At 48.2% G+C, this 22,712-nt stretch carries 26 protein-coding genes; 15 read left to right on the forward strand and 11 right to left on the reverse strand.

Annotated elements, in window-relative coordinates; translation table 11 throughout:
• The first annotated feature begins 162 nt into the window (after positions 1-162).
• The 3 genes from ACR64Q_RS12140 to ACR64Q_RS12150 all read left to right on the forward strand — a co-directional run bounded on the left by ACR64Q_RS12140 (position 163) and on the right by ACR64Q_RS12150 (position 4,060).
• Positions 163-1,434: an ankyrin repeat domain-containing protein gene (locus ACR64Q_RS12140; protein WP_313734978.1), complete on the forward strand. Its 1,272-nt coding sequence runs from the start codon at positions 163-165 to the stop codon at positions 1,432-1,434.
• 149 nt (positions 1,435-1,583) lie between these two features.
• A complete protein-coding gene (locus tag ACR64Q_RS12145) occupies positions 1,584-2,963 on the forward strand; it encodes a S8 family peptidase (RefSeq protein WP_483823330.1) in 1,380 nt (459 codons plus the stop codon).
• A 50-nt stretch (positions 2,964-3,013) separates the two neighbouring features.
• Positions 3,014-4,060, forward strand: a complete 1,047-nt coding sequence (locus ACR64Q_RS12150) for a hypothetical protein (protein ID WP_313734982.1) — start codon at positions 3,014-3,016, stop codon at positions 4,058-4,060.
• A gap of 346 nt (positions 4,061-4,406) precedes the next feature.
• Here ACR64Q_RS12150 and ACR64Q_RS12155 read toward each other — a convergent pair whose 3' ends face one another.
• The 7 genes from ACR64Q_RS12155 to ACR64Q_RS12185 all read right to left on the reverse strand — a co-directional run bounded on the left by ACR64Q_RS12155 (position 4,407) and on the right by ACR64Q_RS12185 (position 10,140).
• Positions 4,407-5,081: a hypothetical protein gene (locus tag ACR64Q_RS12155; protein ID WP_313734983.1), complete on the reverse strand. Its 675-nt coding sequence runs from the start codon at positions 5,079-5,081 to the stop codon at positions 4,407-4,409.
• Between the two features lie 2 nt (positions 5,082-5,083).
• Positions 5,084-5,650, reverse strand: coding sequence for a cyclin-dependent kinase inhibitor 3 family protein (locus ACR64Q_RS12160; RefSeq protein WP_313734984.1), 567 nt, complete (start codon positions 5,648-5,650; stop codon positions 5,084-5,086).
• Positions 5,651-5,687: 37 nt separating this feature from the next.
• Positions 5,688-6,725 carry a dual-specificity RNA methyltransferase RlmN gene (gene rlmN / locus ACR64Q_RS12165; RefSeq protein ID WP_313734985.1) on the reverse strand — a complete coding sequence of 346 codons (1,038 nt, stop codon included), beginning with the start codon at positions 6,723-6,725 and terminating at the stop codon, positions 5,688-5,690.
• Between the two features lie 94 nt (positions 6,726-6,819).
• Entirely contained in the window at positions 6,820-7,635 is an 816-nt protein-coding gene (locus ACR64Q_RS12170) for a copper resistance protein B (protein ID WP_313734986.1), read from the reverse strand.
• Positions 7,622-9,322, reverse strand: a complete 1,701-nt coding sequence (locus ACR64Q_RS12175) for a copper resistance system multicopper oxidase (protein ID WP_313734987.1) — start codon at positions 9,320-9,322, stop codon at positions 7,622-7,624. Before ACR64Q_RS12175 ends, ACR64Q_RS12170 begins: the two co-directional genes overlap by 14 nt.
• 153 nt (positions 9,323-9,475) lie before the next feature.
• Positions 9,476-9,838 carry a DUF2750 domain-containing protein gene (locus ACR64Q_RS12180; protein ID WP_101051974.1) on the reverse strand — a complete coding sequence of 121 codons (363 nt, stop codon included), beginning with the start codon at positions 9,836-9,838 and terminating at the stop codon, positions 9,476-9,478.
• Positions 9,835-10,140 (reverse strand): hypothetical protein, encoded by a 306-nt coding sequence (locus ACR64Q_RS12185; RefSeq protein WP_313734989.1) that lies wholly within the window; start codon positions 10,138-10,140, stop codon positions 9,835-9,837. Before ACR64Q_RS12185 ends, ACR64Q_RS12180 begins: the two co-directional genes overlap by 4 nt.
• Here ACR64Q_RS12185 and ACR64Q_RS12190 point away from each other — a divergent pair.
• The 4 genes from ACR64Q_RS12190 (at position 10,139) to vapC (ending at position 11,385) form a co-directional block, all read left to right on the forward strand.
• The gene (locus tag ACR64Q_RS12190) at positions 10,139-10,402 is read left to right on the forward strand and encodes an RNA recognition motif domain-containing protein (protein ID WP_020482220.1); all 264 of its coding nucleotides are present in this window, start codon (positions 10,139-10,141) and stop codon (positions 10,400-10,402) included. The genes ACR64Q_RS12185 and ACR64Q_RS12190 overlap by 2 nt on opposite strands.
• Positions 10,395-10,628 carry a VF530 family protein gene (locus tag ACR64Q_RS12195; RefSeq protein ID WP_313734990.1) on the forward strand — a complete coding sequence of 78 codons (234 nt, stop codon included), beginning with the start codon at positions 10,395-10,397 and terminating at the stop codon, positions 10,626-10,628. The genes ACR64Q_RS12190 and ACR64Q_RS12195 overlap by 8 nt, the downstream gene beginning before the upstream one ends.
• Before the next feature lie 112 nt (positions 10,629-10,740).
• On the forward strand, positions 10,741-10,974 hold the full coding sequence (vapB, locus tag ACR64Q_RS12200) for a type II toxin-antitoxin system VapB family antitoxin (RefSeq protein WP_313734991.1): 234 nt from the start codon (positions 10,741-10,743) through the stop codon (positions 10,972-10,974).
• 9 nt (positions 10,975-10,983) lie between these two features.
• Positions 10,984-11,385: a type II toxin-antitoxin system tRNA(fMet)-specific endonuclease VapC gene (vapC, locus tag ACR64Q_RS12205; protein WP_313734992.1), complete on the forward strand. Its 402-nt coding sequence runs from the start codon at positions 10,984-10,986 to the stop codon at positions 11,383-11,385.
• 74 nt (positions 11,386-11,459) lie between these two features.
• On the opposite strand, the gene ACR64Q_RS12210 is transcribed toward vapC, so the two are convergent.
• The 4 genes from ACR64Q_RS12210 to ACR64Q_RS12225 all read right to left on the reverse strand — a co-directional run bounded on the left by ACR64Q_RS12210 (position 11,460) and on the right by ACR64Q_RS12225 (position 14,683).
• Complete coding sequence (locus ACR64Q_RS12210; RefSeq protein ID WP_313734993.1) at positions 11,460-11,993, reverse strand: SRPBCC family protein; 534 nt, start codon at positions 11,991-11,993, stop codon at positions 11,460-11,462.
• A gap of 28 nt (positions 11,994-12,021) precedes the next feature.
• Positions 12,022-12,831: a bestrophin-like domain gene (locus ACR64Q_RS12215; protein ID WP_313734995.1), complete on the reverse strand. Its 810-nt coding sequence runs from the start codon at positions 12,829-12,831 to the stop codon at positions 12,022-12,024.
• 532 nt (positions 12,832-13,363) lie between these two features.
• A complete protein-coding gene (locus tag ACR64Q_RS12220; protein WP_020482225.1) occupies positions 13,364-13,570 on the reverse strand; it encodes a DUF6494 family protein in 207 nt (68 codons plus the stop codon).
• Between the two features lie 210 nt (positions 13,571-13,780).
• Entirely contained in the window at positions 13,781-14,683 is a 903-nt protein-coding gene (locus ACR64Q_RS12225; protein WP_026146873.1) for a MerR family transcriptional regulator, read from the reverse strand.
• A 91-nt stretch (positions 14,684-14,774) separates the two neighbouring features.
• On the opposite strand from ACR64Q_RS12225, the gene ACR64Q_RS12230 reads away from it, so the two are divergent.
• From ACR64Q_RS12230 to ACR64Q_RS12265, 8 genes are all read left to right on the forward strand, one after another.
• Positions 14,775-16,034, forward strand: a complete 1,260-nt coding sequence (locus tag ACR64Q_RS12230) for a sigma-70 family RNA polymerase sigma factor (protein WP_313734996.1) — start codon at positions 14,775-14,777, stop codon at positions 16,032-16,034.
• A 50-nt stretch (positions 16,035-16,084) separates the two neighbouring features.
• Positions 16,085-17,248 carry an FtsH protease activity modulator HflK gene (hflK, locus tag ACR64Q_RS12235; protein WP_313734997.1) on the forward strand — a complete coding sequence of 388 codons (1,164 nt, stop codon included), beginning with the start codon at positions 16,085-16,087 and terminating at the stop codon, positions 17,246-17,248.
• Positions 17,245-18,111 (forward strand): protease modulator HflC, encoded by an 867-nt coding sequence (gene hflC / locus ACR64Q_RS12240; protein WP_020482229.1) that lies wholly within the window; start codon positions 17,245-17,247, stop codon positions 18,109-18,111. The genes hflK and hflC overlap by 4 nt, the downstream gene beginning before the upstream one ends.
• A gap of 17 nt (positions 18,112-18,128) precedes the next feature.
• Positions 18,129-20,033 (forward strand): ATP-dependent zinc metalloprotease FtsH, encoded by a 1,905-nt coding sequence (gene ftsH / locus ACR64Q_RS12245; protein ID WP_026601119.1) that lies wholly within the window; start codon positions 18,129-18,131, stop codon positions 20,031-20,033.
• Positions 20,034-20,131: 98 nt separating this feature from the next.
• On the forward strand, positions 20,132-20,521 hold the full coding sequence (locus ACR64Q_RS12250) for a hypothetical protein (RefSeq protein ID WP_081733901.1): 390 nt from the start codon (positions 20,132-20,134) through the stop codon (positions 20,519-20,521).
• A gap of 315 nt (positions 20,522-20,836) precedes the next feature.
• Positions 20,837-21,322 carry an SRPBCC family protein gene (locus ACR64Q_RS12255; RefSeq protein ID WP_020482232.1) on the forward strand — a complete coding sequence of 162 codons (486 nt, stop codon included), beginning with the start codon at positions 20,837-20,839 and terminating at the stop codon, positions 21,320-21,322.
• Between the two features lie 42 nt (positions 21,323-21,364).
• Positions 21,365-21,820: a PAS domain-containing protein gene (locus tag ACR64Q_RS12260; RefSeq protein ID WP_026601121.1), complete on the forward strand. Its 456-nt coding sequence runs from the start codon at positions 21,365-21,367 to the stop codon at positions 21,818-21,820.
• Between the two features lie 37 nt (positions 21,821-21,857).
• A complete protein-coding gene (locus tag ACR64Q_RS12265) occupies positions 21,858-22,688 on the forward strand; it encodes a sterol desaturase family protein (RefSeq protein WP_313734999.1) in 831 nt (276 codons plus the stop codon).
• Positions 22,689-22,712 lie beyond the last annotated feature (24 nt).

The raw sequence follows: 22,712 nt of genomic DNA on the forward strand, positions 1-22,712 counted from the left end.
CGCGTCGAGGAGTTTTGAATATTTCCAAGAAGTCGCCCCTCATCTTTGAATAGTGTCTAGCAAGTATAGCGACATCACATAGTTGCTTGTTATACCACCACCTGTACTTTCTTAATTCAATCAATCTCGGATTTGGCGGCGCAAAAGATGCATAGCAAACGCATGAAAATAAAAAACTTTATAAAATGTAATATTTCTCTTCTATTTTTATTGTTTACTTGTGTCGCAGAAGCAAACAAGCCAGGCCATGTCGGCCCTGAAATAAATGAAATACAATTTTCAGTAGAAAATGAAAATGTTATTTACGCGATTTCCGGAAATTCAGATGTATTCAAAAGCATCGACAAAGGCTTGTCGTGGGTTTATCAGAATCGAAGGAATAATCTATCTTTTGACCTAAAAACCAGAAATACGGATAGGCCTAATAATATAGGCGAGCTTTGTGTTGATGGGGTAGAGGCACCTTCATCGCCTAACATTATTTATGCAATTTGTTATAAAGGCTCCAATTCAGGCGGGCATAGTAATTTCAAGAAAAGCGTCGACTATGGCGAAACTTGGGAAATATTGGGCGATGGTTTACCAAAGAGTTGGTTTGCCACCAATTTGGCCGTCGACCCGCGCGACCCTAGCGTATTGTTCGCAGGATGGCTCGGAGGTGGACTTTTCCGGTCTCTGGACGGAGGCAAAACTTGGAAGCCGTCCGATAAGGGTTTGATAGACACTCATGAATCGTTTCGCCGTTATTTGATGCAACCTTATTTACACAAGGCGATGCTCGATAACGATTTAAAACAGGCTGCTAAAGCATTAATAAAAGGTGCTGATATTGAAGAAGTATCTGAAGGCATGACGCCTTTACTGTTAGCAATAGATTTAAACCTAGTAAAGTTAGCTCAATTTTTGCTAGATCATGGAGCTAATGCTCATGCCAAAGATTCTTACGGTAACACTTCACTCTATCTTGCTATTCGCAAAAGAAACCCGGAATTGGTGAAACTTGTTCTCAATGCGGGAGTTGACGTTAATGAATCAGTTTCAGAGCGTTCTACTACCGCGATGATGTTTAGCATTGATGCGCCGATAAATATGGATATAATCAAATTATTGGTAAATAGAGGGGCCAATTTAGATGATCCCTATTTGATGGCTAGAGCCATAGATTACAATTTGAAGTACCAAGATCCAGATTCTAAGCCACTGGAGTTAGTTAAATTTCTTTTTCAGAAAGGCGTACCGTTGGATTATGAAAACAACGGCAATAATTTGGTACTTTATGCTGGATGGTTATGTAAACCCGATATTGTACGGTTTTTTCTGCAAAAAGGCGTGCCCCCAAATTTAACAGATGAAGCCAATTTGCGCCGTCCCTCTGACGGAAATTTGGCTTGCTATCAAGAAGCAAAAATATTAATCGACCAATTATCAAAATAGAACAACTTTTTCCGTATTTCATGAGTTTTTACCATTCGGTTTATAAAATGGTTTCGGTTTTCCTGAGCCTCAGTTTAACCTGTTGGTTAACAAACGATGTAAGAGCAGACGTCGACACTGAACTCGTTATCAGTCAAGGCGACGCAATCTTGGGCGCCAATCAAGCAAGAAACAGCGACCTCTTGAGCGGAGCTGGTATCACCGTCGCTGTCATAAGCGACAGCTTCAATTGTCTGGGCGGCGCGGAAATTGGGCAAGCCAACGGTGAATTGCCACCAACTGTGACGGTAGTGAAAGAAGCTGATTGCAAAGACGAAAAGACGCTCGACGAAGGCCGGGCCATGCTGGAAGTAATACACGATCTGGCACCTGGTGCCAATTTGTTGTTTCACGCTCTGGGCGATAGCCCTGGCGACTTGACGCAAGCCTTGAATCGAGTGGCCGACCACGGCGCGCAGATTATCGTCGATGACGCAGTGTATTTTAGCGAGCCGATGTTTCAGGATGGTCCGGCATCACAAATGATAGACCGGCTGGTAGCCGAGCGCGGCGTAGCTGTTTTCTCGTCGGCCGGCAATGCCGGCCTTAACAGCTATCAGTCCGTTTTTGCCGATAGCGGTCGCTACCCTTTGGGTGAAAAGCATGGCGTTGCTCACGACTTCAATCCTGATCCTAACAAAACCGACACCTGCCAAACGATTACGGTCGGTGCCGATGCGTTTACTATATTGAGTTTGCAGTGGGACGAGCCGGCCAAGTCCATTAGCGGCGGCAAGGGTTCAACCAGCGATTTGGACGTTGTGGTTTACGACGACCCGGCCTGCAAGCATGTCAGTCAAGCTTGGGTCATCGGTGGTTCGACGGATAATTTGGGCGGAGACCCGGTCGAGGTAGTCGGATTCGACAACAAAGGCAACCGCTCTCGAAAAACCGTCGGCTTGAAAATTTTGAAAGTGGCTGGTCTCGCGCCTAATTTGCTGAAATACATTCTGAGCGGCAGCTCTCTACCAAGTGAACATCCTAGTATTGACGAGTACCGCAACGCCCCCAAAACCATTGCTTCGGCGTTCGGTCACGCCAACTCGGCAAGCGTGTTCAGCGTCGGCGCCATAGAAGCCGACCAGGACAAAAAGCCGTCGGCGCCGAGCTACTATTCCTCGCCCGGTGGTTTGCCGGTTTTGTTTGACAACCAAGGCCAGCGTTTAGCCGAGCCCATCGTCCGAAAACACGTCGATGCCGTGGCGCCCACCAACGTCAACACCAGCTTCTTTTCCAAGACTCGTCCAGACTTTGAAAAAGACGGCAAACCCAACTTCACCGGCACTTCTGCTGCTGCGCCCCATGCCGCTGCGGTGGCTGCTTTGGTGCTGCAGGCTGCGTCGAAAAAAAGTCTGAATTTACCCCCTTTCCAACTTTACGATGTATTACGGCGTAGCAGTTTGGATTTGGGCGAGTTGGGCTATGACACGTCAACAGGACACGGGTTGCTCGCCTGTGACAAAGCTATAAAGCTTTTGTCCGGCAAATAATAAATCCTGCTGATTGGCGAGATAAATTTTTTAGGCAACTGGAGATCACCATGCGTAAATTGCTGAGTTCTACTGCATTATTGCTGATACAAGCATGTGCAACAGAAAAGCCTTTAGACAATTCACTCGATAACACACTCATTCCATTTAATATGGAGCAGCCCATCGGTTGCAGTTTCGGAACACTGGAGTTAAGTGACAATGTTATTGTCTCGGCCGCAGGCGGCGGAGAGGGTAAAGAACTTGATTTTGTCATGGAACAAAAAAGTGGAAATGCCGCCAGGAAAATTGATGTTGTCGTCAATTCAATCGATAAACCAGTTGTATTGATGTTGGGCACTTATAACGCCACGATTTGGAATATAGGCTGGACGGCGGGAACCCAAATCCTAGCGGTTTCCGTTTTCGGTTATCACAAACAACGAGTTTCGGGATTGCCTGCCGGAACGCCGGTATTGGCTAGCAGCTATGATGAACAAGGCCCTTGCGAATTAACGGACTTGACAAACAATAAAACGGGGTCTAATGCAGACAAACAAGCGCAGCAACTTTTTAATAAACCGATAGGGAGTTTCAGTCGGGTCAAGAGAGGCAAAGTGTCGATTGGCGACCCTATGGCTTATGGTGTGAGCTTGGTGACTTCGAACGCAACCCCACTTGAATCGTTTCGAATACCAAATACGCCGTTAGCGGGGAATGCAGGTTTGGAACAGGCCTTGAAGGAAAATATATTAAGAAAAGCGACACTCGACGATGTCGCGGAATGGACCAGATTGCTTAAACAAGAATATGCGCAAATGAATAAAAAGCCACCTGATATTCCTCCATATTTGGATAACGCGTTTATGGTCTTGAAAGAGTTTGTCTGTCCCGCCGGCCTGTATGGCGGGAATTCGGCAAATTTCTATGTCGCCAAAGGGATTCCATACCCCAAGGGCAATTGCGGCCATTCGAGTATTTACGATTTCAATTCCATGATGCTTGAATGTAGTGCGAGTAGTCCTTGTGGGGGAGATATCCTTAACGGAAGAATCGGCACGGGAGCAACTCGGCGCATGACGACTATTAACTCGGGTCCTGGCAAACCCAGCGATTGAATAGTCCAAGTCTAATGGAGAACTGTCTGGCATAAAATCTCGTCCCCAGTCACCCAATAGGACACGATAAACAAAGTACACCGCATGCTTGCAATCGGTTCGGTTCGCAAACTCTCTAACTGCCCGTTGTCCTACTTACGCTACGTATGCGTAAGCAGACACTAAAGAGTTGGAGTTGAACGGCAATTTTTGGCCATTGTGACGCAGCGACAATTTCAATATGCCCGCCGAATACCGGACTGTCACGTGGGTAGCAGATTGCCTTGACGAACTAAATTGGAAGTTACCCAGAAGGTCGGGTAATGGCCGGAAGGCAGCCTATCAATCGATTCTCCAGTAAAATAGACTAGCGCCCAGCCATATCAGCTTTGCGTGCAATCATCTTTTCGGCCAGCGCATGACTGCCGCCACTATCACTGATGACCTGCCGAATGCTTTCGTCGGGAATCCTTAACACCACCATAATGGCCGTTTTGATGTCTTCCGGACTCATGTCTGCGAAGAGTTTGACGGCGTGCGGGTTGCCGGCATCGCGGCGCAGCACATCGAGTTCGTCGACGCGGGTACCGAATGCATTGCCTTTCGGATCGCCCTGAGCGCGAAATGCCAGCGCTCCGCCCACATCCAGTGTCAGCACTTTGCCGTTGACAACACCTTGGTTATCGCCATTAAAGCCGGCGGCGTCCCAGTTGGCGGTCCAGGCATGCACACCGAACCAGTGCTGAGCCTGTTTGCGTTCGCTTTCGTTGAGATGAGCGATGCATTTCTTGTCGAGTTCCACCCACTCTGTCGCCACCTGGTCCGCCGCTATTGTTCTCACATAGGTCAAAGTGGGCGCTCCAGCCAGTTGATAGAGCTTGGCTGCGATCAGTTCATTGCGCGCATGCGCCGCAGATTCCAGGGTTTTCACGTAGTAGCGTCGACCTTTACCGTCCTGAAAAACGCCTGCGGGATTGGTACCCAATTGCCCGCCAATCCGTTGCATGGCGGTGGTATCAATCGGTGGAATGTCTGCGCGCATCGCTATGTTCCGGCTTGAGGGATGGGTTTAGTACGACGCACCAGCGCCAATTGCGCAGGCGTTTCGATGGCACCCTTACGCACGTGCCGAACGTTCTGGATCGCCTCTTCGGTATCCATGCCCAATTCCACTAACAGCCGCGCCGCGATCATACCCGCCCGACCCAAACCGCCTTTGCAATGCACGAGCACGTCATCGCCGTTCCGCAACATCTCACGGATCTCAAGGCCTTGCGTGACCCACTGCTGTTCAAAAGCTTGAGTAGGCACGGAAAAGTCGGCAATCGGCAGATGTAACCAGGCTATGCCGCGTCTGCGAATTTCATGTCCGAGTTGCGGCACCTTGAGAGCTTTAAGCTCTGCGGGTTCGACGAGCGTCAACACCAGTTGTGCCCCCCAAGCAGCGATGGCATCCAAATCGATACCGAGGTCGCGCTCCCAGACACCAGTGTAAGCAAAGTGGTCGTGCTTGCCGGGGCAGAAAGTAATGCCGATCCGTCCATGCGCAGGACTCGCACGTACTTCTGCGATCTGAAGCGGATGTGTGTGGCTGGTCCGCACAGCTGTCATATTGCCATCCTGCCGAAATATTGAAGGGAGGAATTTTTTAATTTTTAGAATTAAGTTGTCCGCATGCCGCTAATACATCATCACCTTTAGTGCCTCTTATTAAAGTCGGGATTCTAAATTCATCTAATACTGCTTTAAAGTTTTCGACCTCATGCAAATCAGGACTCTGGTAACGTGAGCCAGGGAATGCGTTAAAAGGAATTAAGTTTATATAAGCACGTTTACCTGCCAGTAACGCCCCCAATTTTTTAGCATCATCCGCAGAGTCATTGAAACCTTTTATCAGAATATATTCATAGGTAATAAATTGCTTTTTTTGCAAAGGTATCGCGTCAATATAGCTTAATACCTCAGCCAACGGATATTTTCTATTAATGGGAATAAGCTCATTCCTCTTTTCAGTGAACGGTGAATGCAGCGACAATGCCAAGTTCACCCCGGGAACTTCCTGGATCCATCTTTTAAGCCCAGGAATATAACCCGCCGTTGAAATTGTAATTTTTTGCACACCTATTGATGTGCCGTGTTGCGCTAAAAAAATTTCACAGGCTTTTTTAACAGCATCAAAATTATGTAAAGGCTCACCCTGCCCCATAAAAACAATATTCAAAATCCGCTCTTCTCCAGGCCTATTGCTCGCCAACCAACGCCAAGCCTGGAGAAACTGGCCCACGATTTCGCTGGTAGTCAAATTCCGTTTAAGTCCTTGTTCTCCGGTAAAACAAAAAGAGCAATTCATTGCGCAGCCAACCTGCGATGACAGGCAAATAGAATATTTATTGTTAAACGGAATAAGGACAGTTTCGACTTTATGATTGTCTTTGAGCTTAAACAGAAACTTTACTGTTCGATCTTTTGCCGACTCATGCACCAAATCGATTTCCGGCAGAGAAAAGTCGAATTGTTGTTCGAAAAAATCTAATGATGATTTAGAAATATTATCACGACATTGGATGCTTTCTTTTTTCTTATAATGCCAATTAAATAGAATTCCCGCTACCGATTGGTTTAAATTATTCTGATTTATAACCGTTTCTAAATCAGAATAACTTAAGTCGTAAAATGATTGTTTCAAAAACTTTCTCCTGGCAATTCCAATATTCGGCCAATCCCCATTGGCTTGGAAAATTGGACTTCATTTTTTCAAAAATATACAGGTCCGCAACGACTTAATACCAAAGCCGCACACCCACGACACCGCGCAAACTGTGCTGGTGCTCCCGGAGCGATGCTTCCTCGACATAATCCATGCCCACATAGGGCGCAAATTCGCGTTCGATCTCATAACGCAAGCGAAAGCCGGCTTCAAATTCGGTGACGCCAGCTTTCACTCCGCGATTTTGTATGTCCTCGGCAGCCACATTTACTTCCACGCGCGGCTGCAGAATAAGCCGTTGAGTCAACAGCATTTCGTAACCCAGCGTCAAGCGTCCCAACACATTGCCTTTCTCGTTGATGAACATCGCGCTGTCCACTTCGATGAAATACGGCGCCAGCCCTTGAAAGCCGATGACCGCATCGAAAGTACGTTCTGGTTCTATCGCCCGCCGGGCGCCGATTTGAAAATCCCAAAACGTGTCGATATTGCGACTGTACAGGATCTGTAAATCGGCGCGGCCGAAGATATTTTGATCGGCGGAATAATCGCCTTCCGATTTCAACCAAAGCTTGTTTTCGTCAGTGCCGGTCCAGTTCTGCACATCCCATTTGAACAGATGTAGCCCTTGATTGCCTTCGTATTCGAGCCTATCGGCCTTGAAATGATTAAAGACCATTGAGCTGTCGTGCGCAGTTGCGGCAGAACAATACAACACCAGCAGCAAACAGAACCAAACATTTATATGTCTATTAAACGAGACCTTGGAAGCCATCGTTCCCGTGCAGAAGGAAGCCCAGTTGTCACACTGGATTCCCGCTTTCACGGGAATGACGGTCATGGAGTACTTGCGGGTCATCTTGGAGAACCAGGCATTACTGATGCTCATGTTTCGCCTTTTCTACGATTAATTTACGAAACATGCCGGTATCCATGTGATAGAGCAAATGGCAATGAAAGGCCCACTCCCCTTCCGCATCGGCTGGTACATCGACGCTGACAGTCTGACCGGGTTTGACGTTGATCACATGTTTTTTCGGGTTGTACATACCGTTACCGTTGTCCAAATACTGCCAGAGGCCGTGGATATGGATAGGGTGATTCATCATGGTTTCGTTGACATAGGTAAAGCGAATCCGCTCGCCGAACTTGACCCGAATCGGTTCGGCATCGGCGTATTTGGTGTCGTCGAATGACCAAATGTAGCGTTGCATATTACCGGTTAACCGCAACGTGATTTCCCGATCCGGCGGCCCCATCAGCACGTGATTGGGTTGCGTGGCGATTAACTGGCTATAACTCAATGGCTTTGCTGTGTCGCTGGTATCCGCAACAGGCATCACATGCCCGGCATGCGGGTTTGGCGGTGTCTCGACAGTTACATGCTGATGGCCGGCGTGTTCCGTCATGGTGGGGACGGGTGTCGCCGAGTGTTCCGTATGCGCGTGACCAGGTTCCTTGTCGGCAGTCGGCTGAACCGATGCTTGATGAACTGCGTGGCCGGCATGCTCGCCGCCCATATCCGCTAAGGTCAACAAGGTCATGGGGCGTATTGTCGGCAACGTGGCTTGCAAGTCTGCGCGAGGTGTCAGCGTCGCGCTGGCATAACCGCTACGATCCATCGCCTCGGCAAAAATACTGTAAGCCTGTTCGGTTTGCGGCTCCACCAACACATCGTAGGTTTCCGCGACCGCTATCCGAAACTCCTCCACATCAACCGGCTCGACGGGTTGCCCGTCGGCGGCAATCACCGTCATTTTCAGACCCGGCAGGCGTACGTCAAAATGCGTCATCGCCGAAGCGTTGATAAAGCGCAAACGCAGTTTTTCGCCTGGTTTGAATAGATATAGCGGTTTCGCTTCGGCGGTTTGGCCGTTGATCAAAAACCGGTAATTGGCACCGGTAACATCAGCCAGATCGGTAGGCTCCATACGCATCTCGCCCCAGGCCAGCCGATCACTAACGGTCTCCCAAAAACCCAAGCGTTGAATATCGGCGAAGAAATCGCCTACTGTGCGCTGCTGAAAATTGTAATAGTCACTTTGTTTTTTTAAGCGCGCCATGGTCCGCTCCGGGTCAGCACGCGGCCAATCGGACAGCATGACCACATAATCGCGATCTACCGTTTGCTGTTCCTGTTGCGGGGCAATGATCAGCGCGCCAAACAGGCCCTGTTGCTCCTGCATCCCTGAATGGCCGTGATACCAATAGGTACCGCTTTGCTTGACTTTAAATTGATAGGTAAAGGTCTGGCCGGGTGCTATACCGTCGAAACTGATGCCCGGCACGCCGTCCATTTGATAAGGCAGAATAATGCCGTGCCAGTGTATCGAAGTAGATTCTTTGAGTAGATTAGTGACTTGCAAGGTCACGTCCTCGCCTTCCCGCCAATGCAAGGTAGGCGCCGGCAAAGCCTGGTCCACTAGCACGGCCTGCTGGGTTTCGCCAATCAGATTGATCGATTTTTCCGAGATCGACAAACGATAAACATCGGCCTGGGTCCCACTGGACACCAAGCTAGCCAGCAATAGCCAAGCCGCAGAATACCTAGCGTCGGAGAAATCCCAATAGTGCATAACACCTCATAAAGACCGATTAGCAGGTGTTTACTCTAACATTTTTAAAACTTTACTGAACGCCAACGCGGCTTTTGCTGGTGAGTAATTAGCGCGGCCGCAGTATCGGTGCTCCTGCTTGCCGTAAGCTCGGTCAGGCTCTGGATTACGGCGTTAATCGTCCAACACAAAGTCGCGCGAATCGCGCATGCCTTCCAGAAAATTAAACAAGCGTTGCGGACTGATCAGACAGCCGGCCGCTGCTTTTCGGGGCATGATTTCCACCAGTACGCCCTGCGCAGTCAGCTTGTTCAAGATTTGATACATAAAAAAATCCAGCGTTTCCGCCACGCCTATCATGTTTTCCCATTCGCCGACCGCCGCCTCGTCGGCGTAGCGCCGGTAAGGCCAGACCGGCAAGGTTTCATGGCCGTCCACCACCCGCAAAATCCATTGCCGGCTTTCTTTCAAGCCCCAGACTTCGTCCATTTCGACGATGCGGTACATAAAATATTCCAACAGATCTTCATCGCTCATGGACTGAGCCGCATCATATTCTTCTTGGTAAGGTTCGTAGCGCATAGTACCGATCCGGTAATGGAAAACCACATTGCAGCAATAATCGCACCACGGTAATCGGCCGTCAGCGAGCCCGCCAAACTCGGCGAATTGTCGGTTTTACGGGCAAATAGAGCGTATTGCTGCGCGTTGACTAACCGATTGATTGTCGCATAACCGACAAAACCTAAATCGATTGCCGCACAGCGCGTATTTAGCAAAAAAGCCCAATCGGATAAGTTGTATAGTTGGGGGCCTTTAGCATAAACAAGCAAACCCATGAAATTACTGATACGCAACCTTCCCCGCACCACAACCGAAACCGAATTACGGGCCATGTTCGCGGAACACGGCAGCGTGCAATCCTGTTCGCTGGTGATGGACAAAGACACCAATAGCTCCAAAGGCTTCGGCTTTGTAGAGATGCCCAAAGCCGGCGAAGCCAAGGCCGCCATCAAAACCCTGAATGGCCTGGAAATGGACGGCAATCGCATTCGTGTGAAAAAGGCCGAAACCAACCCTGGCGAAGCCGCCGATGACTAAACCCGGCAAGCAAGATCCGCTGCATGGCATCACGCTGGAAACACTGCTGACCCGTTTGGTGGAAAAATACGGCTGGCCGGAATTGGCTAGCCGTATCGACATCAACTGCTTTGCCAAAGACCCCAGCATTACCTCCAGTCTGAAGTTTTTGCGCAAGACGCCCTGGGCAAGACAAAAGGTTGAGGCGCTTTATTTGCAGAGTGCGTGGGCAGAAATCCAGGATTAGCTTGCTATTGCCGATGCGGCCTTATTCGCCTCTCTTGGTGAAAAGGAAGATATTGATTTTTAAACAAATCTAAGGATATAGTCCTGCCATATACAAACACCAGGTGGCAACCATGTCTACGAGCACGATTTTCACTAATAACCGCAGTCAAGCAGTTCGCCTCCCCGCCGATATGCGTTTTCCCGATTCCGTTAAGAAAGTTGAAGTTCGGGTCATCGGTCTAGAACGCATCATAGCGCCAGCAGAATCGACATGGGATAGCTTTTTTTTGAATGGCCCGACTGTGAGCGACGATTTCATGACCGAGCGCGCCAGTCAACAGCAAACTGAGCGTGACTGTTTTTAGGCAAAACCCATGCTGAAATACCTGCTCGATACCAACATTGTCATCTACGTCATCAAGCGGCGGCCGCTAGAAGTATTGACTACATTCAATAACGAACATGGACGCATGGCGATTTCCACTATCACGCTAGCGGAATTGGTACATGGTGCCGAGAAAAGCCAATTCCCCGCTAAAAACCTCGCTGTAGTTGAAGATTTTTGCAGTCGTTTACAGATATTGTCTTACGGAGATACCGCCGCCTACCACTATGGCAGCATCCGCGCCGCGCTGGAACAAATCGGCCAAACCATCGGCATTAATGACCTGCATCTTGCGGCCCACGCCCGCAGTCAAGGGCTAATCCTGGTGAGTAACAATTTGCGCGAATTCGAGCGTATACCGGGCTTGTTATTGGAAAATTGGCTGGCGTGATTTTATTCAGCTGAATATCGACGCCCCCATTTGGAAATATTCGTCCACCCTCAGCCCAGCATATTCAAGCCAATCTAGCCAGCCTCTTCCAGTATCGCTTTGATAGCCGACAAACCCTGCTCAAACTGACCGCCCACTATTTTGTCGCAATTCAGAATCAAGCTCATGAGTTTGCCGATGAAGTTATTTTTACCGGACATACTCCAGACCACAACGGTATTTTCCCCTGCCGATTTGAAGGTAAACTCGGCAGTATTGCTGGCTTTAAACGGTTTAAGAAAATCCAGTTTAAAACGAATCAAGTCGTGCGGGCGACTCTCTACGATGGTCATACTGCCCTCGCCTACTTTGTTGTTGCCGGCCCAACTCATACTGGCACCAACACCGGCTTGCGGCCCTGAAAAGCTGTTTTTGGCATTTGGATCCAGTTTGGCCCAGGGCGACCAAGCCTGCCAGTTCTGCAAATCGTTGATTTGTTTAAAAACCGTTGCCGGCGACGCGACCATACTGATGGATCGGGAAACCTGGAACGTATCCGGCTGTCTGCTGGCCAACGCCAAAACAATCAGAACAACAATTGCAATGAGGATCAGGATAATGTCCAACATGGCGAAACTCTCCGGTTGTTAAAAAATGCTAATGCCGGCTATCGGTGCGGCCATCATCGCGAATAGCGCTCTGCAAGTCGATCATACTCTGCTGACTCACCCGGATTACGCCCCGATACGGCCGGTCCAAATCCAGAATAATGAACACCATGACTACAATCAGCCAGACCATGATGTAAGTGACAAACGATGTGCGATGCCCGGCCAGACCGTTGGTATAGCCCACCAGAGCGCCACTCATTACAAAAGTGATGTACAACAAGCCCAGCACCAACTCGGGTACATGCCGATTTACTTCGGCATCGCGTTTCCCAAAATTGTCGATCAAATCGTTCAAGGCGGGGATAAACAATCCGGTGGTCACCGGATTGGGTGCCTGTTCATTCGCTTGCCGGGCGTAATCCCAAAGTTTCGCTTGCATACGTCCGGCCTCCGCAATCAGCGCCTCCCTCTGCCCACGCTGGGTTAGATCGACATAGCCGGTTCTGACCCGCAAATCCAGATAATTGCGTATTACGCCGCTGACTTCTGCACTGACTGACTTCGGCAATAATTGCGCACGCAAATAAGCGGTACCAATGGCATTGGCTTCGTCGACCACCGCCTCACTCCGACTATCGTAGCGTTGTAAGGACAACGAGAAGGTAAAACCCAGCAACAATGCCAGAATGCCGAGTAATGACCCGGAAATGGAATTGACATGGGCTTTGAAATTATCGTCCACCTTAGGCTTAATCCGTAAACCCAAGCGATAACCCAGCTCGATGGTCACTGCCATGGATCCCAGCAACACACAGGCAATCAATAAACTATCGATGTCGTACGTAATTTCATTCATGACTTGAATTGGCGAAAGTACCTAAGGGTATTTGAACAAACTGACCATTGGTTGATTATGGAGGACATGTAAAAATTTGTCATTCCCGCGTATTTCAGACGCTAGCTTGTTGATTTTACGGGTCTTGCGCATTGAACAGTGCGGAGATTAGGAATATTTGCAAATACCCCCTGGGCTACTCTGTTTGAACATGCTACCAGCCCAAAAACTGGGCAACGGCAAACCAGGCCAGTTCTCTACGCCTAATAGGTGTATAACTTCGCTTACGGGTTATTTCAAGTCGTTGGTGTTCACTGGCATACAGGCATCATTTTGATTATTCGCCGGACAAAACCATCAATAATTCGGAGTAAACACCATGAGCAAAGCGCAAAAAAGCAATAAGGAAACTAAAAAACAACCGGCCTTGAGCCCGAAAGAAAAAAAAGCCGCGAAAAAAGCCAAAAAAGAATCCGTGTCTTAATCCCCGCCTTTAACCTAAGCGACCAGCGTAAATCCACACTGGTCTGCCGCTCCCTCGAAAAAGAGCCCGTCATTCCAGCGCGATAGTCCCCTCAATACAATGGCTGATGCCTGCCGCAGGCGCTTCCAGAGTCATTTTCACGCTGATGCTTTCCGAACCGTTTAATTTTCCGGTTTCCAGCGCTTTCGCCACTGCGTGTTCAATCTCGCGCTGCGAACTGATACCGACTGTTTTAAGAAATTTTCTGATTTCCATGTTGAATGTATCTTCGTTCATGCCGTTCACCTACTAGCGGGTTGATTAAAGGGTTGGGGGCAAATGGGTTGCCGCGTGTCGGTCTGTAGTAGCTTTTGAGAAAAGCTCTTGAGCGAACTAAAAAAGTTATTGGAATATCCCTAACCCTTTCAACGTTTCTGCCTGACCGAAGTTCGGCAAGCGGCTGGCACCGGATCATCTCCAGCAAGTTGTCTGGATTTAGCCTGTAATTCAGTTGGACAACTGCTGTTGCTGAGCCTTGGCGTTGAAATGATCGATATCGGTGATCAATTCGCAGTTGCTCAAATCGTTTTGCAATTGCGCATAGTAAAAATAAGCCCCACTGCCGCCCAGCCATACCTTGGTAGCCTCGCTGTTGACCGAATCTATTATCAGCTGTAATTCATCAAGGGTTACTTGCTCCGGCGGAGTCTTTACCAATCCCATGACGATCACGTCCGGCTTCAAGTGCTGGCAGGCCTCGATAATATCCTTGGCCGGCAAGTCCGCACCCAAATAATAGCAGTTGTAGCCCTGATTGGCAGCGATCAAGCAGCTCACCAAAATCCCGAATTCATGCGGATCGCCGCTAGGCGTCGCAAACAGCATGCCCGGATTATTTTTAGAGTGATGATGCAAATTGTTCACCATGCTCAACACAATCCGTTTGATGCAACTGGAAAACATGTGCTCCTGGGCGATGTTCAATTTTCCGTCATGCCAAAGTTCGCCCACGGTTTGCAAGGCCGGCAACAAAATGTCTCTGGCGTAGTCCAATGGCTCGGCAGCGATCAGAGCTTTCTTCAACAACTGCTCGCAACGTTCGATGCGATAGTGTTTCAACGACTCGATGATCTGCGCCAACAGCGGCGATTGCTCTTCTGACGGTTGAACACTGACTTGTTTCTGAAAATCTTGTAGCTGCTGGTTGTCCAGGGTAGCCAGCTTGCCGATGGGATGGCCCTTTCGGGTCAGATTGACCAACAGCGTCAATTTTTCCAAATCCTGTTGAGAATAGAAACGCCGCCCGGTGCTGTTCCGCGCCGGCATGATGCAGGCGTAGCGACGTTCCCAGGCTCTTAGTGTTTCCGCTGTTAATCCGGTTAAGGAGGTAATCGCTTTAATTGAGTACATTGTTCAACTTTTGTATAGAAAATACTTTGACAAACATTCTACATTCTAGTAAGTTATTTGCCAACAACTTAAATAACCAAGTGAATTGATTATGTCCAACTTAGCCACATTGCCAATCGATAGCGAGATGGATTCGGTAACAGAATCCCAACCCAACTCACTTGCCGTTCAAGTTGAACAGGCCAGGCAGACTCTGTTAGCGTTATTGCTGGAAAACAAGCAGACCAACGCTTTGATAATCAACAGATTTTTGCACGACCTCAATTCAGGCGTGGACTGCTCGGATCTGATCGTCGCCAAGAACTCTGAAGACTATAAAAGACTGCTGCAATTATTGGTCAACAGCCAGGCGGCAAATAAAAACAATCCAGTCCTTTATGTCGAGAATAACGGACAGGACAAAGTTGTACAAGCCGAGAATGTTGTACAACTTATGGGTTCGGAATTCGCGCAACAATCCTTGGTGGCTCGTTCGGTCAATCGGTTGTTGTACAGCCTGCACTTGTTACCGGTATTTTTGATGGACAGTGCTGCCCAAGCAGACGGTGTGTTGAGCGCAGACAGCGAAGACAGCGCAGACTTCAAAAAACGCCTGGGCAAAGCCAAACGGGAATTGAGAAGCTTGCGCCAACAAATGATCTCCGCCAACACCGGCCTGGTGGCCTTCGTTGCTCACAAGTACAAAACCAGCAATTTGAGCTTTGAAGATTTGATGCAGGAAGGTTTGGTGGGCTTGATTAAAGCGGTGGATAGATTCGACCCTGATCGCGGCATCTGTTTTTCGACTTATGCCATCTATTGGATCAGACAGGCCATATCCCGCCTGATAGTCAAACAAGAAAAAATTGTCCGTTTGCCGGTAGCGCTGGCTGAAAAAGCTGCCACTGTCTTCGAGGCCATGCGCAGTTGCTACCTTAAATATGAGCGCTGGCCGAGCATCGCCGAATTAAAACTTGCTTGCGATTTATCCGAGCAAGAAATTAAAACCATCAGCAGTTACTATCAGGCCACCCACTCTCTGGACGCCTCGATAGGTGATGATGACGATAACCTGGAATTGATGGCAAAAATGCAGCAGCATCAATTCAGTCTGCCACTCGATGAACTAATTGATCAGGATCTGGCTCAATATGTCGACAAAGCAGTTGCTTCGCTACCGGAAAAACAGGCGGCGATTTTAACCATGCGTTTCGGTCTGCGCGATCATACGGAAATGACCTTGCAGGCAGTAGCGGATCAGCTGCATGTTACTCGGGAGAGAGTCAGGCAAATTCAAAATGAAGCATTAAAAAAACTGAAACAACAATTTGGCTTTGACCTTATGCTATTTCTCGAACCCAAGGATGGCTAACAATAACAATCATTGACCCAGGTCAGGCTAACACTACAAGAGGAGTGATTATGTCATCAGAAAAACAAAACACCAGTAAGCAAACGCCGCAGTCCGACTGGAAGTTGGAATTGGATAAGCAGTGGAAGCAAGTCTCTACTAAAGCAGGCGACTTCTTTAACGATCACAAGAGTATGTTTACGTTAACCAATATCGCCGCTGCCGTGGGCGGCACCTTGACCGTCGTCTGGCTGGCCAGCGGGGTTTATATAGTGGACCAGGGTAATCGCGGGGTGGTAAGTCGCTTCGGCGCATATTCCGAGACCACTTTGCCGGGTCCGCATTGGCACATTCCGGCGCCTATCGAAAGCGTCGCCAACGTTAACGTAGAACAACAACGCTTTATCGAAGTTGGCTATACCGATTCCAGCCGGGTTAACAAATCAGCTGTTATTCCGCAAGAATCATTGATGCTGACCAGTGACGAAAACATTATTACCGTGCGCCTGGCCGTGCAGTATCAGATTAATAACGCCCGCGACTATTTGTTTAACGTGAAAAACAACGAAAACACGTTGAAGCAATTGACTGAAAGCGTGGAGCGCGCGGTGATCGGTCGCAACAATATGGACTTCGTCTTAACCGAAGGGCGCAGTCAAATCGTCGCAGAGATTAAAGAACAAATTCAGGAAGCGATGGACGGCTACAAAGCCGGTATCAGCATCGCTAGCGTCAACCTACAAGACGCGCAGCCGCCCGAGGAAGTGCAAGGTGCGTTCGAGGATGCGATTCGGGCCAGAGAAGACAAGCAACGCTTGATCAACGAAGCCGAAGCCTACAGCAACGAAGTGATCCCCAAAGCGCGCGGCGCGGCATCGCGGATTATTCAAGAAGCGGAAGCCTACGAAGCCGAGAAAGTAGCCAAAGCCAAAGGTGAAACCGAACGGTTCGATCAGTTGCTGGTGGAATACGAAAAAAGCCCTGCCATCACCCGTAAACGTTTGTACTTGGAAGCCAAGGAAAAACTGTACAGCAGTACCAACAAAATCATGCTGAACGATGACCAATCCAGCCCGATGATGTACATGCCTTTGCCGCAAACCATGACCCAACATGCACAGCCAGCCGCCAGCCATACGGAACCGGAACTAAGCTCAGAACCGCATAACGGCGACAAAAACGGCGTTCGCAAATCAACCGGCAACGAATTACGTCCTAGCAGGAGCAAACAATGAGCAGCAAAACCACCCAAGTTTTAATTCCGGCCGGTTTGACTCTGTGCGTACTGGCCTATATGTCGGTTTTTTACGTCAAAGAAAACGAAAAAGCCATTCTGTTTCGTCTCGGTGAGATGGTCACATCCGACTACACGCCCGGGCTACATTTTAAGACCCCTATCATCAATAACGTCAGCACATTTGATGCGCGTGTGCTGACCTTGGATGCCAAATCCGAGCGTTTTCTTACCTCCGAGAAGAAGAACGTTATTGTTGACTCATTCGTCAAATGGCGAATCGGTGATGTGGGTCTCTTTTACACCACGGTCGGCGGCGACGAGTTTCAAGCAAATCTCCGCCTTGATCAAATTATGAAAGACGCGATGCGTAGCGAATTCGGCGTACGGACCATCAAGCAATTGATCTCCGAAGACCGTAATGAACTAAGGCAAACCTTGCTGGCAAAGTTGTCGCCGACTGCCGAAAAGTTTGGTATCGAGTTAATCGACATTCGCGTTAAACGCATTGATTTGCCGCCGGAAGTCAGCAGCTCGGTTTATCAACGGATGCGCGCCGAACGTGAGCGGGTAGCCAGAGAGTTCCGTTCGCAAGGCGCGGAAAGTGCCGAGCAAATCAGCGCGGAAGCCGACAAGCAAAAACATGTGATAGTGGCCAATGCCCAGCGCGATGCAGAAAGCATTCGTGGTCGCGGCGATGCGCAATCAGCAGAGATTTACGCGAAAAGCTACGGTAAAAACCCCGAGTTTTATGCGTTCTACCGCAGCTTGCAGGCATACCAAACGTCGTTTGAAAAAACTCAGGATACTTTGGTGTTAAAACCGAATTCCGACTTTTTCAAATACTTCTCCAGCGAAAAGTAAGTTAGGAGACAGCTATCATGAAAAAAATGTTCATTTTTATCACCATCCTGCTCGCAGCAGGGTTGGTGGTGTCGGCGGTGATGAATCGCAACATGCCGGAATACGACCCGCATTTTGAAATTTCGTATTCGGACTTTATCGAAGATGTACGTAATAAAGTGGTCACGGAAGTGGTGATCGACGGCAATAACGTCGAAGGGCATCGGCAAAACGGCACGCGTTTCGCGACCTACAATCCCAACGACTCGCGCATGATCGACGAGCTCCTGGAATATGGCGTGAAAATCAAAGTTGAGAAGCCACAACAACCATCTACCCTGATGAATATTCTCATCTCCTGGGCTCCGACCTTGTTGCTGATCATGGTGCTGGTGTATTTCATGCGCAAGCAGGCCGCAATGGGCGGACGCGACGGCCAGATGGGTTTTGGCAAAAGCCGAGCTAAATTGATGGCTGAAGACCAAATCAAAGTGCGTTTTACCGACGTAGCCGGCGTAGAGGAAGCCAAGGAAGATGTCGTGGAAATGGTCGATTTTCTGCGAGAACCAGGCAAATACGAAGCTCTTGGCGGCAAAATTCCGCGCGGCGTACTGATGGTGGGCCCTCCCGGTACCGGTAAAACCTTGTTAGCCAGAGCCATTGCCGGCGAAGCAGGCGTACCCTTCTTCTCAATCTCCGGATCGGATTTCGTGGAAATGTTCGTCGGTGTCGGCGCCTCCAGGGTTCGCGATATGTTCGAACAAGCCAAAAAACGCGCACCCTGCATCATATTTATCGACGAGATCGACGCAGTCGGCCGGCAACGTGGCGGCAGCGGGATCGGTGGCGGCAACGACGAACGCGAACAAACCCTGAACCAGCTGCTGGTGGAGATGGACGGTTTCAGCGGCAACGAAGGTATTATCGTTATCGCCGCTACCAACCGGGCTGACGTATTAGACAAAGCCTTGTTAAGACCTGGCCGTTTCGACCGGCAAGTGCAAGTCGGCTTGCCGGACATCAAAGGCCGCGAACAAATTTTGAAAGTGCATGGCGCGAAAGTACCACTGGCGGAAGACGTCAATATCAACGACTTGGCCCGTGGCACACCCGGTTTTTCCGGTGCAGAGTTAGCCAATTTGATCAACGAAGGCGCTTTGTTCGCTGCCCGCAACAAAAAGCGCGTCGTGACCATGAACGACTTGGATAAAGCTCGCGACAAAATGATTATGGGCGTGGAAAAACGCACCATGGTGATGACCAAAGAAGATTTGTTGATGACCGCTTATCACGAAGCCGGACACGCCATCGTCGGCCGCAATGTGCCGGAGCATGATCCTGTGTATAAAGTCAGCATCATGCCGCGCGGCGGGGCTTTGGGTATCACCATGTTCTTGCCGGAGCGCGATCAATACAGCGCCTCCAAAGACAAGCTGGAAAGCCAGATTGCCAGTTTGTTCGGTGGCCGGGTAGCGGAAGCTTTGATCTACGGCAAAAACAAGGTCACCACTGGCGCGTCCAACGACATCATGCGGGCTACGCAATTGGCTAGAAACATGGTCACAAAATGGGGTTTGTCGGATCGTTTAGGTCCCATGGATTACGGCGACAGCGAAGGCGGCTATATGGGTCCGCAATCCAAGCCAATGTCCGAAAAGATGGCACAAACTATCGATGAAGAAGTACGGGCAGTAATCGATGCGAATTACAACCGCGCCGAAACCATCCTGAAAGAAAACATCGAAGTGCTGCACAACATGGCGCAAGCCTTAATGGATTGGGAAACCATCGATAAATTTCAGATCGATGAATTACTGCAAGGCAAAAAACTTGCACCACCGGAACCCGAAGTAGAAGAGCCAAAATCCTTTGAAGAGATTGAAGACTCGATAAACGACGAAACCGGCGGTCACCTGGATCAAGGACAAGTACTGGCGTCCTAAAAGTCCTCCTCTATGTACCCTCCAAACGCTGTACTCTTGGAGGGTATCTTTTTTTCAGAGGTAGCAATATGCATACTCAATCGATAACCACAAAAACCATGAATCTACTGCAATTGTTGTTGCAGATTAATTTTAATGTAGCGGTGATTCTATTATTGATCAGCGGTGCAGCGACGATATTCGGTAATACGCTTTTTTTTGAAGATAGTAGCGATCTGTACGGTCCATTGGCAAACAATATGCGGTTAATGATGTTTTATTTGTGCTTAATCCAAATCGCAGCTTACAGTTTTTATAAATTAAGTAACAGCCCGGAAGCATTGGCCGCGTTAGGCGTTTTTCTGCTGTTACTGATCGGCTCGCTCGAATTTTACTGCTCGATTAATCAAATTGAAATCGACGAAAACTACCGGCAATTATTTATTTACTCGGGCTTATCGCACCTGCTTTATGGCGGCTGCGCGGCCATGCGGCACCAGGAAAATTAGGGATTTTAATTTTTCTGACACAATATAGACTAGAATTAGATGCTGAAGTATTTCTCTTTATTATGATAGGCTTTGCTTAGCACAGACCATAAATCAAATTTATATTTTATTTTTAAAGTTCGGTCTAATCGACTGTTTAGCTGTAAAGCCATCTCTAAATCAACACCATCGAGGTATACTGCGTAAATACACAAAAAGCCTAACCGCCTGAAAGTGATTTAATTCCATAGATCAAAATACAGTTTTATAGGCTTCACGTGTCCAGAAAAATTATAACAACGCCGAGCAGAAAGCTCCGCGAGGGGGAACGATCAAATGCACATCAAATTTCCGTTTGACTCACACAAGCCCGTTGCCGGGGAGGCATGCATCGACATCGACAAACCAGTTGACGATGTTTTTCATTATGTCGGTGAAAAATTTTTTGAGAATTATCCAAAATGGGCTGTTGAAGTAGTCGATTTTGAACCTCTCGACGGCAAAGAAGTATTCGTCGGCGCCAAGGCCAAACAAATCCGTAACGATAACAACGGCGAAATCGAATCTGTTTTTGAAATCACCGATTATCAACCCAAAAACAAGCTTATCTTTCAAGGATTGACCCAACCTTACAAGCACAGTTATTTTCTTGAAGTCGTTCAAGAAGACCGGCAACCCACCCGTTTGACGTTTCGATTTGAATTTTTGGAGCTTGAGGTGTTCATGCGACCTTTTGAGAAGTTAATTCGTTGCGCCATTGAAGACGGTGCGGAAAGCACCGTCGAAAACATTAAGAATTTAATATTAGTAGAATGCAACTAGCATATACAAACTCATAATTATTATAAAACCCGGAGTTTAACCATGGCTTTTATTGTTGAAAAAGATAGCGGGCTTATTCCGCAAGTACTTTCCGCTATTTTGGACGAATGCGTAAACGGCGTCACGCTGGCGGACCCGGACCTTGAAGACGCGCCTATAATATACGCCAATAAAGCATTCGAACGTTTAACCGGATATGCGCATGACGAAATAATCGGTCATAACTGCCGTTTTTTGCAAGGTGAAGATAGAGAGCAAGAGGCGCGCTTCAAAATTGCTGCTGCCATGAAGAATCACGAATCGGTTGAAGTGACATTAAGAAACTACAAAAAAGACGGTACTTTATTTCACAATCGTTTAAAGATAACCCCGTTATTGGATAAAAAGAATCGGGTAATATATTATCTAGGCGTGCAATATGATATTACCGAGCAAGTAAGTGCTAACAATGAAATAAAGGAATTAACCAGTCTATTGGATGCGATTCAAGGAAGTTAAATTACCGTGCGATAAATATATTTTGTAGAGGGTCTCCATGAATACAACTGCAAACGCCAACGGCGACGATGGCCTGTTTTTTAACGAAGCCTTATTTGGCCTGGCGATATTGGCTTTCGTGCTGTTGCTAATCATAGAAAAAACCAAACCTTATCGCCAGTTTTCCACCAAAACTTATAAAGAGTCCTTTGTCACCAATACCACGGCGTTCTTGGTCAATAACTTAATATTAACTGCGCTCAGAGCGTCGTCATTATTTCTGGTTGCTCAGCAATTCGCCAGTTACGGCTTGTTAAGCGGCCTGAGTAACGGCCCGGTTAAATGGCTACTGGCTTTCGCTTTTTTCGACTTGGCTATTTTTATCTGGCATTACGCCAGCCATAAGTATGAGTATTTGTGGCGATTCCACAAAGTTCACCACAGCGATAAATGCTTTAACGTTTCCACCGGTTTTCGCTTCCATGTTTTCGATTTATTCCTAGAAATAATTTATAAATGCGTATTTGTTGTGGTGATTGGCGTGGATGCGTATTTAGTACTTTCCATCGAAATCATCGAGTTGTTTTTCATATTTTTCCATCACGCCAATATCCGGGTCCCCAACGAAGCAGCTATCTCCCAAGTTATTATCACCCCTTCCCTGCACCGCACTCACCATTCCACCTTGCGCTCCGAACATGACAGCAACTACGGCATAGTGTTGGCTATTTGGGATCGGATGTTTGGTACCCGAAAAGAGCTGGTACCGGCCAATATAGGATTGGATTTGATTGAAGCGGAGAATTTTATTCAACTGTTTTCTCTGGCATTTATTACCGAACGTAAAATCCGGCAATTAATGGGCTGGATTCCGAAAGGGAAAAAGTAATTAATGGAACTTCTTTGATAAGTT

The organism is Methylomonas sp. 2F7 (assembly GCF_057126975.1).